Origin of the sequence: Bacillus canaveralius (assembly GCF_002860125.1) — a bacterium.
GTDB classification, from domain to species: Bacteria; Bacillota; Bacilli; order Bacillales; family Cytobacillaceae; genus Bacillus_BJ; species Bacillus_BJ canaveralius.
Map to the genome: position 1 here is coordinate 17329 of NZ_PGVA01000017.1, position 13459 is coordinate 30787.

Below are 13459 nucleotides of genomic sequence, written 5' to 3' on the forward strand. Positions count from 1 at the left end.
GAGGGAAACCGATGAGTGTTAACGATTCTTCAGAAAAAAATCTCGATCAACAGGACGAAGCGTCCGTAACCCTGGAAAGCTTGGAGGCTGGCGAATCTTTTCCTGCCGAAAATGCTAATCGAGTTTCTGATTCAGATTACGCGGTCAGCGCTCCTCCAGCTCCTGTATTGCGCTTTGCCGGCTTCTGGATGCGCTTTTGGGCATATCTTTTAGATTTAATTGTCGTTGGAAGCATCGATCGCTTAATCATGAATCCGATTTTCAGGGTGCTTGATATTCCCCTGCATGAAATGGGAATTTTCGCGCCAATCACAATTGTAACAGCCATTACTTTCTATGCCTACTTTGTGCTGATGACGAAGTTCTTCGGGCAAACGCTCGGGAAGATGGTGTTTGGGCTTAAGGTCGTTGATTTAGATGGAAGCAAGTTATCGTGGGGAACTGTTCTGTTTAGAGAATGGATTGGCCGCTTTATTTCATCAACAATCATAGTGGGGTATGTAATTGTCGCTTTTTTGCCGAAAAAACAGGGACTGCACGATCTGTTTTCAGACACAACAGTCGTTCATGAAAGATAGAAACGTAAACCTGCCATAAGAGAATGGCAGGTTTATTTTTTTTATTTCAGCCGATAATAATAGGCTGAAAGGTTGTGGTTTTATCATGAATTGGGTTGCAATTGGATTAATCATTTTGATGGTTACTATTTTCCTTATAGTCATCATTGTGATGAGCAAATTAACGGTTTATGCATACTTCAACCATTACAACGGCAACAACCATTTACAATTGGAGTTTAAAGTGTGGTTTGGGCTGGTAAAATATCGAGTTGATGTCCCTCTGCCAACGGCCAATGAAGATTCCGGATCAGCTATTTTAAACGAGGAAATGGAGCATGATGGAACAAATCCGTCACAAGAATACGGCAAGGATCCTGGCGGTGATTTGGGAACTAGTTTAAATGACGTGAAAAAACTGCTTGACGAGATGGAACAGTTACATCGAATTCTTAAAAATTTTTTGAAGCAAATAGCTATTAAACATTTGGAATGGCATTCGGTTGTCGGGGTTGGCGATGCTGCATCGACAGCGGTGCTGACGGGCGGGATCTGGGCGCTTAAAGGCAGCATTATCGGGATGATCAGCAGTTATATGAAGCTTAAGATGATGCCTGTGTTGTCGATTGCGCCCGGGTTTCAACAGGTCATTTCTGAAACATCCTTTACATGTATGCTTCAATTTAGAATCGGGCATGCTATGGTTGCCGGAATTAAAATGATTAAATTTGGGAAGGGCGCAGGCCTCAGGTTTATAACAAAACCTTTTTCCGCTCATTCTGAAAATAAGGCTAAATCCATTTAGATGGGGAGGAAGCAGAAGTGTCCGAGCATCCGATTCAGGGGTTAATGACCACTGCCATGGAAAGTTTAAAAGAAATGATTGATGTCAATACGATTATTGGGGATCCTGTTGAAACCCCTGATGGAAGCGTAATTTTAACGGTTGCAAAGGTTGGCTTTGGCTTCGCCGCAGGCGGCAGTGAATTTAAGCTGGATGGCTCAAGTTCCTCTCAAGGGCAGGGACAAAGTCAGAATCAGAGCCAAAGCCGGAGCCAGAGCCAGGGACAATCCCAGCATCCGTTTGGCGGTGGAAGCGGGGGCGGTGTTTCGATTACGCCAATCGCTTTTTTAATCGTCAGCTCTAGTGGAGTAAAAATGCTGCACCTTGATGAAAGCACTCATATTTATGAAAAAATATTGGAGCTCGCTCCACAGGCCGTTGATAAGATCCAGCAAATGTTTCAGAATAAAAACGGGGCAGGCGGGGGCGAACAGGCCGGCAAGAAGCAAAGCCAATCAAACAACAACAACAGCCAACAGCAAAACGAATCGAACAACGGTAACAGCCAACAGCAAAACGAATCGAACAACAGTAACAGCCAATAGCAAAACGAATCGAACAACGGTAACAGCCAACAGCAGGATGAAGATTTTTAGAACAACAGAAGTTAACTCTTGCAAGATGAGAGTTAGCTTTTTTGTTGGATTAGAAGATATTCTTGTGTTTGTTTTTTCCTAAAAAAAGCTTAATCCTTTGCAAAAAATGCTCTTAAAAGCTATCATTTACACTGTACATATTGAAAAAATAAGCTGCATTTATGTGGGAATATATTCTGACAAAAGCGGCTTATCATCTCAAGACCAGGCGTTCTGCAAGAAAAATGTTGAGGAGGATGGTTCGAGTGGCATCAATTACTTTTAAAGGCAATCCGGTTACTTTGTTAGGAAATGAAGTAAAAGTTGGTGACAAAGCACCAAACTTTGTCGTGCTGGCCAATGATTTATCAGAGGTGACGCTTGATAATTCGAAAGGTACTGTTCGGCTGATCAGCGTTGTGCCGTCATTAGATACAGGGGTGTGTGACGCGCAAACAAGACGTTTCAACGAAGAGGCAGCAAAACTTGATAATGTGAAGATTTTAACGGTGAGTGTCGATCTTCCATTCGCACAAAAACGCTGGTGCGGAGCAAATGGAATTGAGAATGTCCAAACGCTCTCCGACCACCGTGACCTTTCATTTGCTGAAGCGTACGGAGTTGGTATTAAAGAACTTCGCCTGCTTGCCCGTGCCGTATTCGTCGTTGATTCAAGCGAGACCGTTACATACGCAGAGTATGTCAGCGAAGCAACCAATCATCCAAATTACGAAGCAGCTATAGAAGCCGCAAAACAAGCAAAATAATCAAAGTGGCCCCCGCTGATGGATAGCGGGGGTGTTTTATTGCGATTTTTAAACTTGGTCCGATCCCAGGCGGTTGGGAATGGTGAAAACATAGTTGAAATGATTGGAAGCAGTTGAAAACTGCAAAGAAAATCATCAAGACGGGGCGCTTGACTGTCTTAGATGAAAAAAACACATAAAAAGGTGGGCTATCCGCGGTGAATTGCGATTTATCCGTGGAAAGAGCTTCATATCCGCGGAAATTTCGATATATCCGCGAAAAAGGACCATATATCCGCGAAAATTTTATTATATCCGCGAAATGTAGGATGCACACTACGTGCATACAGGGAAGTCTCTAATTTTTTTCAAGTGGTTCGGACTGAAAGTAAATTCGGCCTTTACCTTTTCCAGTGCAGGGCAAATTCAGCGCTCTTAGAATTCTATTACATAGGTCCGGAGAAGAAATTTGCAGGAATTGACGTAATTGCTTATTCGTAACAGTAGGTCGAATAAGGAGAAAATAATCATCTATTGTTTCTACATGTGCATCTTTGGCACGAGTATTGCAGTTAGCACATACCCATGCTCCTTGCACTCGGGCCATCGGTATAAATGAACACTCCGGGCAATGTACGCCTTTTAAGATTTCATTTTGGGAGATATTATAATGCTGGATATTGTATTGCAGGGGATTATGTTTCTTGATTAGCAGACGATTTAACTTTTTGAGGTTCTTTTCAGAAAGTTTTTCCTTAATAAAGTGATTGGTAAGAGCTTCTATTTTACTGACAAGTTGAAAAGCGTGGCAAACGGTTTGGAGCGCTTGAGAATTTTCAGGTGGAGTCGTAATGATGGTAGAGGGATGACTAATCACAACGAAATTTTTTATCGGGATATCTGGAATGTTATGTTCTGTTATCCATTTCTTAAAAAGTTCACTTTGCCTTCTCACTTGAGTTAAAGGATCTTGAAAGCCTTCAACCTTATCATTCATTGTTCGAATCAGTTGCTGGAAATAGGGATCAAAATATAATGTACCTGAAATATTTTTGACTTCAAGGATAACCGCGAAACATGGAGAAAGGATCAGCGTATCGATTTGGAAGTAAGAGTAGGTATGTTGCAGTCGAAGGTCTTGAAAAATATAGAAGTTTTTCTGGGGGAGACGTTTTAAATAAAAGTCTAAGGCTTCCTCTCCTTTGTAACCGGCCTGCCCTTTTGCTAAGTCTTGCTCAATTGTCGCCCGTTTTGGATGGTTTTTGGGGAGTCTTCTTAACAAAGCCTTACCCAGTTTAATTTTTACGGGAACTGTACGCTCTTTAACAATCAAAAATATCACTCCTTTTTACTTTTTAAGACAATTTCTCTATTAAATTTACAAATTCCTGCCTGCTGAAAAAATTTTATCCGCGGAAATAAGGGAGATATCCGCGAAAATTTCGATATATCCGCGAAAAATTTCAATTTATCCGCGGAAAGGCACCATATATCCGTTAAAAGCAAAATTTATCCGCGAACGTGAGAGTTGCCTGCTTGTGAATCAAAAGTGTGATCGTTACAATAGGGAAATAAAGACTTCGGGAGGTATGTGAAGTGGAGGTTTCTCCAGTAGAACAACTATTTGCAGTATTTGACGGTACAGCTGCGATCCTGCAGGAAGAGCTGCAGTGTACATATTTGGAAGCCCTTGCTGAAACAGGGGAAAATATTTTTCAAAACACGATTCTTCAGGAAGAATTGAGTGAGATAACCGTTAAAAGGCTTGAAAAAAGTTATAACTTGGTTGCGGAAAAAAATTTTCTAAGCGAAGAGTATCGCAAAGCATTTCAACTCGCGATTTTAAAAGGAATGAAGGAGCATGTCCAGCCAAACCATCAGATGACTCCCGATACAGTCGGGATGCTCGTTGGGTATTTGGTCAATAAGTTTGTGGAGGCGAGTTCTTTTCGGCTGCTCGATCCGGCAGTCGGGACGGGCAATCTGTTAACGACGGTAATCAATTACCAGGATAATAGACAGGTTGAGGCGATCGGGATCGACATCGACGATTTGCTGGTAAAGCTCGCTTATGTAAATGCCAATTTGCAATCACATCCAGTTCAGTTATTTAATCAGGATAGCTTGGAGCCGCTCTTTGTAGATCCTGTTGACGCTGTAGTTTGCGATTTGCCTGTCGGCTTTTATCCAAATGATGACAGGGCCGCCGCGTTTGATATTCGGGCTGAATCAGGTCATACGTATGCACATCATTTGTTTATCGAACAGAGCACCCGATATTTAAAACCGGGTGGTTATCTGTTTTTGATCATCCCGAATGGCCTGTTTGAAAGTGAGCAGGCTGCAAATCTGCATGCTTTTGTAAAAGAGAATTTGAATATTCAAAGCTTGATCCAGCTTCCTTTCAACCTTGTTAAAAATGAGGCTGACGCAAAAAGCATTTTGATCCTGCAGAAAAAGGGCGAAAATATCAACCCTCCTAAAGAAGCTCTGCTTGTTAATCTGCCAGATCTATCAAACGGAGCTGCGGTAGACCGCATCCTTCAAAAAATAAATGCCTGGTTTGCCGAAAATAAATAAGAGGAATCATAAAACCGCGTGCAGAAATTGCAGCGGTTTTTTTCGATAAAATATCAGAATATATTTAATTTGTGTTGAAAACGGTAACAATCGCACGTGCGTCTTGAAAAGTGTCATGGACAGTGTTTAAATGGGGAGTTGAGAGATATATTCAATGCCGGTTGTACAAAATAACATTGTACCAGGCAAGAATATTAATTTATGATCGTGTTATACAAAAGGAGCGGTAGCAATCATGTCAAAGGTTATTGCAATAAACGCAGGCAGTTCTTCTTTAAAATTTCAACTGTTTGAAATGCCTGGCGAAGAAGTGATTACAAAAGGTCTGATTGAAAGGATCGGCCTCAATGATGCACTTTTTAATATAACGGTAAACGGTGAAAAAATACAGGAAGTTACCGACATACCAAACCATGAAGTAGCTGTAAAATTGCTGCTTGATAAGCTGACTGATCTTGGGGTCATTGCTTCATTATCAGAAATTGATGGAGTCGGGCACCGCGTTGTTCACGGCGGTGAAGATTTCAATGAATCTGTTTTGATTACTGATGAAGTAATCCGCAAAATTGAATCATTATCAGAGCTCGCCCCGCTTCATAACCCGGCAAACGTCACGGGTATCCGGGCATTTCAGCGCGTTCTTCCAAGCGTCCCTGCCGTGGCGGTGTTTGATACGGCTTTCCATCAAACAATGCCGGAGAACTCTTTCCTGTACAGCCTTCCTTATGAATATTATGAAAAATACGGAATTCGCAAATACGGTTTCCATGGAACCTCGCACAAATATGTATCACAGAGGGCTGCCGAAATGCTTGGCCGTCCGGTCGAGCAATTGCGCCTTATTTCATGTCATTTGGGGAACGGTGCCAGTATTGCCGCAATTGAGGGCGGCAAATCAATTGATACTTCAATGGGCTTTACCCCATTGGCAGGTGTTACAATGGGAACCCGTTCAGGTAACATCGATCCCGCGCTGATTCCGTTCATTATGGAGAAAACAGGAATGACAGCCGAAGAGGTTCTTGAGGTGTTAAATAAGAAGAGCGGCATGCTTGCCGTATCCGGTTTTTCGAGTGATCTCCGCGATATTGAACAGCAGGCCAATAAAGGCAATGAACGGGCTGAACTTGCCCTTGAAGTGTTTGGAAATCGAATCCACAAATATATCGGATCTTACGCTGCCCGCATGTACGGCGTAGACGCGATTATTTTCACGGCAGGAATCGGTGAGAACAGTGATACCATTCGTGAAAGAGTGTTAAGAGGACTGGAATTTATGGGTGTTTATTGGGACCCGGCTTTAAACAAAGTCCGCGGTGAAGAAGCGTTTATTAACTATCCTCACTCCCCTGTTAAAGTTATGGTCATCCCGACCAATGAAGAAGTGATGATTGCCAGGGACGTTGTTGAAAAAGGCGCAATTCACGGATAATAACAAGCAGCTTTATTCTCAAGTACGGGATAAAGCTGCTTTTTTGTATGAAAATCCCGTTGGCTTCTGAAAGGAAACGGGATGTTTTTCTGTGCTATAATGATTAAAAATAGCCGGCAAGACTGGGGGTAATAGGATTGGCTTTATCAGAACGGGAACAACAGGTACTTGATGGAATAAGGGATTGGGAAACGCGACTGGCAAGTTATGAGCCGAATGATTTGGAATTGACATATGAAAAATATTTGGAGCGATCATTTTCGCTGCTTCCTGAACAGATTCAGAAGCAAATATTTTCTGCCCTCGATAATTGGCTCTTTCATCTTCATGCTGTGATTCAAAGTGCGCAAATCCAGCATGATGCAAAAGAACGGATTCTAACAGCTGGCAGGGTGTTTAATCCGGACATTGAGACAGTCAGGGATCTCCGCTCGCTTGATATCGACCAGCTTAAATACATAGCCCATCAACAAATTTCGCGACACCGCTTGTATTCATTTGCACAGGGCGGCCTATCCGGAACAGGCGGTGCGTTGCTGCTCGGTACGGATATTCCGGCAATGGCGGTGATTAATCTCCGGGTCGTCCAGCTGATTGCGATGACTTACAGTTTTGAAGTAAACACTCCTTTTGAAATGATGACTTCGTTAAAAGTGTTCCACGCTGCGACATTGCCGCCGCGCATGCAGGGACAGGCCTGGAACGAATTGATGAACGAGCTTGAAGGGAGCGGGGAGTTTTACTTTTATGATGGAAAAGAAGATTTAACCGATTTGACGTGGCTTGAGCATCCGCTAAAGCAGGTCTTTAAAGGAATTGCGATTATGATGTTAAAAAAGCGTTCTGTTCAGGGAATGCCGCTGATCAGCATGGCAATTGGTGCGGGAGTAAATTATCAGCTGACGAGAAAGGTGACAGAATTCGCGCACCAATATTATCAAATGCGTTATTTTTTGGAAAAGGAGCGGGCCGATGAGCACAGCGGAGCATAAGCAGGAAGCACCGAAGCAGGTTCGCTGCATGGTCATAACCGTCAGCGATACAAGGGATGAACAAACGGATAAAAGCGGCCGATTAATCATCGATTTACTTGAGGAGTTCGGTCATTCAATCTTGGATTACGTCATTGTAAAAGATGAAGCGGAGCCGATTCGTGCAGAAGTTTTAAAGGCTGCCGGGAATTCTGCCGTTGATGCAGTCATTACAAATGGCGGTACTGGCATCGCGAAGCGGGACGTCACGATTGAAACGGTGCGCGCGCTGTTTGATAAGGAAATAACAGGATTCGGAGAGCTGTTTCGAATGCTTAGCTATCAGGAGGATATTGGATCAGCAGCAATTCTATCAAGAGCGATTGCCGGAGTTATCAAGGATACAGCGATTTTTTCAACGCCCGGATCATCAGGCGCCGTAAAGCTCGCAATGAACAGGCTGATTTTGCCTGAGCTTGGGCACGTCGTCAGAGAACTGAGGAAGGATTTAAAGTAGCTTAAAAGGCCTCTTCACATTGAAGTAGCTTGAATGGATAAAAGGCCTCTTCACATTGAAGAGGCCTTTTATTGATGCACCTTCCCGGAGATATCCTGGCTGGTACGGTACCAGAGCCATAAATCATTGATGATCGACGCCAGTTCGGCAATCTCATTGTTTAGCTGGCAGGAATGCTTAAAGTCGCTTTCATCAAAGAGTGCTGCTTGTTTTAAATTGATTATCCTCTCCAAATCGGAGATTCGATCAGGGATTTTGCCCCTGATTTTTTCCCATGTCAGCAAAATTGATTGCTGGTCTTCTTCACTGTATGTGTCCCAGCTTTTATAAGACTCGGGAAGGGGGATGCCCAGCCTTTGATTAAACGAAAAAAAATCCTCCATCTTAAGCCTCCATGAAGCGTTGTTGCTTTCATTCTACATCAATCCCCTCATGTGTTCCAATCATTAAAAAAATCATGTTTACACAAATTTATTAATAAGTATTGAAAAGTGATCGAAAACTTGGTAAAGTAAAAAACAGATATTGTATAAAAATATATTTAGATGAATATTTATTCATTCGTTAAGGAGAGGAACTTCGATGACAAATCAAAAAGTAGTACTCGCATATTCAGGTGGCTTGGATACATCTGTAGCAATAAAGTGGCTGGGGGACCAGGGATATTCGGTAGTAGCCTGTTGCCTTGATGTCGGTGAAGGCAAGGATTTGGAGTTTATCCAGCAAAAAGCGCTTCAGGTTGGGGCGGTCCAGTCGTACGTGATTGATGCAAAAGAAGAATTTGCCAAGGAATATGCATTGATCGCCTTGCAGGCTCATGCATTATATGAAGGAAAATATCCGCTCGTATCAGCTTTATCGCGCCCTTTGATTGCAGCGAAGCTGGTTGAAATTGCTGAGCAGGAGGGTGCGGTCGCAGTTGCTCATGGCTGCACAGGCAAAGGAAATGACCAGGTCAGGTTTGAAGTTTCGATTCAGGCGTTGAACCCTGAGTTGAAGGTATTGGCTCCAGTCCGTGAATGGAGCTGGTCAAGGGAAGAAGAAATTCAATATGCAAAAGAAAAGGGAATTCCGATTCCGATCGACTTAGACAGCCCGTTCTCGATTGACCAGAACCTGTGGGGGAGAAGCAATGAATGCGGAATCTTGGAAGATCCGTGGGCGGCGCCGCCGGAAGAGGCGTACGAGCTGACAGCAAGTCTTGAACATACTCCGGAAACAGCTGATCTAGTTGAAATCGGCTTTGATAAGGGAGTACCTGTATCATTGAATGGAAAGCATTACTCCTTATCTGCGCTTATTTTACAATTAAATAAGCTGGCTGGAAAGCACGGCGTCGGCAGAATCGACCATGTTGAAAATCGCCTTGTCGGGATCAAATCGAGGGAAGTGTATGAATGTCCCGCTGCGATCACATTAATTAACGCGCATAAAGAGCTGGAAGACTTGACGCTTGTGAAGGAAGTCGCGCATTTCAAACCGGTGATTGAGAAAAAAATTACTGAGCTCGTTTATGAGGGTCTCTGGTTTTCTCCTTTAAAAGGTGCGCTTGAAGCGTTTTTGAAACAGACCCAGGAGCATGTCACCGGAACGGTTCGCGTTAAGCTTTTCAAAGGCCATGCAATCGTGGAAGGCAGAAAATCTCCTTATTCCCTTTATGATGAGAAGCTTGCTACCTATACAGCGGAAGATGAGTTTGACCATACAGCGGCCTTAGGTTTTATTAAGTTATGGGGCTTGCCAACAAAAGTACAAAGTATTGTGCAAAACAAGAAGGTGACTGTGTGAAAAAACTGTGGGGCGGAAGATTTACGAAGAGTGCGGAGGAGTGGGTCGATGAGTTTGGCGCATCGATCTCATTTGACCATCAGCTCGTAAACGAAGATATAGACGGAAGTATTGCGCATGCAGAGATGCTTTCGAAATGCGGGATATTAACCGAAGCTGAAGGCGAGCTCATTAAAAAGGGCCTTCTTAACTTAAAGGAAAAGGCCGGCAAAAGCGAGCTGCCTTTCTCAGTTAAATTGGAGGATATTCATTTAAATCTTGAAAGTCTGCTGACCGGGGAAATTGGCGCAGCCGGCGGCAAACTTCACACGGCAAGAAGCCGAAATGACCAGGTTGCCACCGATATGCACTTATACTTGCGTACGCAAACAGAAGCGATCATTGAATTAATCATCGAAATGCAAAAGGAGCTTGTCGAAAAAGCCGAAGCGCATGTTGAAACGATTATGCCGGGCTATACGCACCTGCAAAGGGCACAGCCGATCTCGTTCGGGCACCATTTAATGGCCTATTTTTGGATGCTTGAACGGGATAAACAGCGCTATGAGGAAAGTTTAAAAAGGGTTAATGTTTCGCCGCTCGGAGCCGGGGCACTGGCAGGGACAACTTTTCCGATCGACCGCCACTACAGTGCCGAGCTGCTCGGCTTCGATGCAATTTATGAAAACAGCCTTGACGCTGTCAGCGACCGTGACTTTATCCTTGAATTCTTATCAACGAGCTCCATTTTAATGATGCATTTGTCGCGATTAAGCGAAGAAATTATTTTTTGGGCGAGCCAGGAATTCAAATTTATTGAATTGGACGACGCATTTTCGACAGGAAGCAGCATTATGCCGCAGAAGAAAAATCCTGACATGGCTGAGTTGGTCCGCGGTAAAACGGGACGGGTGTATGGAAATCTAATCGGGCTGTTAACGGTCTTAAAAGGGCTTCCCCTCGCTTACAATAAGGATATGCAGGAAGACAAAGAAGGAATGTTTGATACGGTGACGACTGTTACCGGTTCATTAAAAATATTTGCCGGCATGATGAAGACGCTGAAGGTCAATACCGAAGTTATGGAAAAAGCAGTAAAAAACGATTTTTCCAATGCAACCGAGCTTGCCGATTATTTGGCGGATAAAGGGTTGCCATTTCGTGAGGCACATGAAGTAGTTGGAAAATTGGTTCTTGCCTGTGTTGAAAAAGGCTGCTTTCTTGCCGATTTGCCGCTGGAAAAGTTCAAGGAGGCAACCGAATTATTTGAAGAAGATATTTATAGCGCCCTTGATCCATACACGGCCGTCAAGCGCCGCAACAGCGCTGGCGGGACAGGATTTGAACAGGTACAAAAAGCGATTGATAAAGCAAAGTTATTATGGAAATAAAAAAGCACGCATGCCGCTAGTGGCTGCGTGCTTTTGGTATTATCTGCTGACATTAAGGTAAAAATGATAATATTACAACAGTATTTAATCCAGACCTTTTTCGGTTCGAACAACAAGGACATCACAGGCTGCATAGCGGGTAATATGCTCTGAAACACTTCCGATCAAGAAGCGTTCAACCGCATTTAATCCGGTTGCACCGCAAATAATTAAGTCGACCTGATGCTTTTTGGCAACATCTTTCGGAATTTTAACCTTTGGAGAACCATAATCTATTTCATATTTTACATCTGTGATGCTGGCATCCAACGCCCGCTGCTGGTAATTTTTCAAAAGCTCTTCTGCAAAAAGCTGTGCCCTTTCCGCGATTGCCCGATCATACGCTTCTACAGTGGCAAAGGTTCTTGTGTCAATGATATGGGATAAAACGAGGGAAGCATTATTTCTTTTGGCAATCTCAATCGCTTTTTTATAAGCCCATTCCGCTTCCTTGGAACCGTCAACGGCTACTAAAATATTTTTATACGCCAGTTTCATTGTCCTCTCCTCCTTTGCCTTAATTATACAATATTTTCGCTGTGAATATTGTAGCAAAAAAACGAACAATAATAGGAACAAGCGGCTTTTGGCTTGTTCCACGATAGGAACAAGCAGGTTTAGCTTGATCCACACCAGGAGCAAGCAGCTACGGCTTGTTCACTAAGTTAATGTCAAGATGCGAAATTTTCAAAAAGTCTTATCGTTAAAGGGGAATTTTTCTTCCTCTTTCTTATGAAAAGGTGATATATTAGTAACTGTTTAGATAATCATTTCGGTCTGAAGATATTATGGGAGGTATAAAATAATGCGAATCGGAGTGCCAGCAGAAATCAAAAACAATGAAAACCGCGTGGCGATGACACCAGCAGGAACAGTTAATCTCATTAATTTTGGCCATGAAGTATATATTGAAACAAATGCCGGTGCAGGATCGGGTTTCACAGATGAGGATTACATTGTTGCCGGAGCAAAAATCGTCAATTCGGCCGAGGAAGCCTGGTCGATGGATATGGTCATGAAGGTGAAAGAACCGCTTCCGAGTGAGTATCGTTATTTTCGTGAAGGATTAATTTTATTTACATATTTGCATTTAGCACCTGAACCGGAGCTGACAAAAGCACTGATCGAAAATAAAGTGGTCGGACTAGCTTATGAAACTGTGCAGCTCGCAAATGGGGCGCTTCCTTTATTGACGCCGATGAGCGAGGTTGCCGGAAGAATGGCACCGCAGATTGGCGCGCAATTTTTAGAAAAAGTAAATGGCGGAATGGGGATTCTTCTGTCAGGTGTTCCCGGTGTGCAAAGAGGCAAGGTGACGATTATCGGAGGCGGTGTTGCGGGGACAAATGCCGCGAAAATGGCAATTGGCCTTGGGGCAAAGGTTACGATGATCGATTTGAATCCTGAGCGGCTCCGCCAATTGGATGATATTTTCGGAACAGATGTAACAACCCTCATGTCCAACCCTTACAATATTGCGGAAGCGGTTAATGAATCGGATCTTGTGATCGGTGCAGTCTTAATTCCAGGGGCAAAGGCGCCAAAGCTGGTTTCAGAGGAAATGATCCAAGCGATGAAGCCTGGTGCAGTGGTTGTTGATATTGCGATTGACCAGGGCGGGATTTTTGAAACAACTGACAGAATTACGACTCATGACAACCCTACTTATGAAAAGCATGGTGTTGTTCACTACGCTGTCGCCAATATGCCGGGAGCGGTGCCGCGCACTTCGACAATTGCGCTGACGAATGTGACCGTACCGTATGCGATCCAAATCGCAAATAAAGGGTACAAACAAGCGTGCCTTGATAATGGGGCCTTGCTGAGAGGGATCAATACGCTCGCTGGCTATGTAACGTATCAGGCTGTGGCTGAAGCACATAACCTTGAATATTCAGATACAAAAACACTGCTTGAGCAACTTTAAAAACTATATGCCTATAGAACAAGAAAAACCCGGACAAGCCGGGTTTTTTCTTTTGCGCGTGCCCAGCAAGCCGTTAATTGCTAGTTGGTGAAAGTCCAACCCGAGTAAGTGTC

At 43.5% G+C, this 13459-nt stretch carries 14 protein-coding genes; 11 read left to right on the forward strand and 3 right to left on the reverse strand.

Annotation, left to right across the window (positions count from 1 at the left end; translation table 11 throughout):
* The first annotated feature begins 11 nt into the window (after window positions 1-11).
* The 4 genes from CU635_RS08600 to tpx all read left to right on the forward strand — a co-directional run bounded on the left by CU635_RS08600 (window position 12) and on the right by tpx (window position 2743).
* Window positions 12-578, forward strand: a complete 567-nt coding sequence (locus tag CU635_RS08600) for an RDD family protein (protein WP_101576915.1) — start codon at window positions 12-14, stop codon at window positions 576-578.
* Between the two features lie 85 nt (window positions 579-663).
* Window positions 664-1362 carry a DUF2953 domain-containing protein gene (locus CU635_RS08605; RefSeq protein WP_101576916.1) on the forward strand — a complete coding sequence of 233 codons (699 nt, stop codon included), beginning with the start codon at window positions 664-666 and terminating at the stop codon, window positions 1360-1362.
* A 17-nt stretch (window positions 1363-1379) separates the two neighbouring features.
* Window positions 1380-1946 (forward strand): GerW family sporulation protein, encoded by a 567-nt coding sequence (gene ytfJ, locus CU635_RS08610; RefSeq protein ID WP_101576918.1) that lies wholly within the window; start codon window positions 1380-1382, stop codon window positions 1944-1946.
* Between the two features lie 296 nt (window positions 1947-2242).
* The gene (gene tpx, locus CU635_RS08615) at window positions 2243-2743 is read left to right on the forward strand and encodes a thiol peroxidase (RefSeq protein ID WP_101576920.1); all 501 of its coding nucleotides are present in this window, start codon (window positions 2243-2245) and stop codon (window positions 2741-2743) included.
* Between the two features lie 337 nt (window positions 2744-3080).
* Here tpx and CU635_RS08620 read toward each other — a convergent pair whose 3' ends face one another.
* The gene (locus tag CU635_RS08620; RefSeq protein ID WP_180956562.1) at window positions 3081-4055 is read right to left on the reverse strand and encodes a nuclease-related domain-containing protein; all 975 of its coding nucleotides are present in this window, start codon (window positions 4053-4055) and stop codon (window positions 3081-3083) included.
* A 263-nt stretch (window positions 4056-4318) separates the two neighbouring features.
* Between CU635_RS08620 and CU635_RS08625 the strand changes: the two genes are divergently transcribed.
* From CU635_RS08625 to CU635_RS08640, 4 genes are all read left to right on the forward strand, one after another.
* On the forward strand, window positions 4319-5302 hold the full coding sequence (locus CU635_RS08625) for a class I SAM-dependent methyltransferase (RefSeq protein ID WP_101576924.1): 984 nt from the start codon (window positions 4319-4321) through the stop codon (window positions 5300-5302).
* 235 nt (window positions 5303-5537) lie between these two features.
* Entirely contained in the window at window positions 5538-6734 is a 1197-nt protein-coding gene (locus CU635_RS08630; RefSeq protein ID WP_101576926.1) for an acetate kinase, read from the forward strand.
* A 137-nt stretch (window positions 6735-6871) separates the two neighbouring features.
* Window positions 6872-7726 carry an EcsC family protein gene (locus CU635_RS08635; RefSeq protein WP_101576928.1) on the forward strand — a complete coding sequence of 285 codons (855 nt, stop codon included), beginning with the start codon at window positions 6872-6874 and terminating at the stop codon, window positions 7724-7726.
* Window positions 7707-8222, forward strand: coding sequence for a MogA/MoaB family molybdenum cofactor biosynthesis protein (locus tag CU635_RS08640; RefSeq protein ID WP_101576930.1), 516 nt, complete (start codon window positions 7707-7709; stop codon window positions 8220-8222). The genes CU635_RS08635 and CU635_RS08640 overlap by 20 nt, the downstream gene beginning before the upstream one ends.
* Window positions 8223-8290: 68 nt before the next feature.
* Here the strand turns inward: CU635_RS08640 and CU635_RS08645 are convergent, their stop codons facing one another.
* On the reverse strand, window positions 8291-8605 hold the full coding sequence (locus CU635_RS08645) for a hypothetical protein (protein WP_101576932.1): 315 nt from the start codon (window positions 8603-8605) through the stop codon (window positions 8291-8293).
* A gap of 199 nt (window positions 8606-8804) precedes the next feature.
* Here CU635_RS08645 and CU635_RS08650 point away from each other — a divergent pair, with 199 nt between their 5' ends.
* Together CU635_RS08650 and argH are read left to right on the forward strand one after the other, a co-directional pair.
* Window positions 8805-10010, forward strand: a complete 1206-nt coding sequence (locus tag CU635_RS08650; protein ID WP_101576934.1) for an argininosuccinate synthase — start codon at window positions 8805-8807, stop codon at window positions 10008-10010.
* Window positions 10007-11380 carry an argininosuccinate lyase gene (gene argH, locus CU635_RS08655; protein WP_101576937.1) on the forward strand — a complete coding sequence of 458 codons (1374 nt, stop codon included), beginning with the start codon at window positions 10007-10009 and terminating at the stop codon, window positions 11378-11380. The genes CU635_RS08650 and argH overlap by 4 nt, the downstream gene beginning before the upstream one ends.
* A gap of 84 nt (window positions 11381-11464) precedes the next feature.
* Here argH and CU635_RS08660 read toward each other — a convergent pair whose 3' ends face one another.
* Window positions 11465-11917 (reverse strand): universal stress protein, encoded by a 453-nt coding sequence (locus CU635_RS08660; protein ID WP_101576939.1) that lies wholly within the window; start codon window positions 11915-11917, stop codon window positions 11465-11467.
* Between the two features lie 307 nt (window positions 11918-12224).
* Between CU635_RS08660 and ald the strand changes: the two genes are divergently transcribed.
* Window positions 12225-13346 carry an alanine dehydrogenase gene (gene ald / locus CU635_RS08665; protein ID WP_101576942.1) on the forward strand — a complete coding sequence of 374 codons (1122 nt, stop codon included), beginning with the start codon at window positions 12225-12227 and terminating at the stop codon, window positions 13344-13346.
* Window positions 13347-13459: the final 113 nt, after the last annotated feature.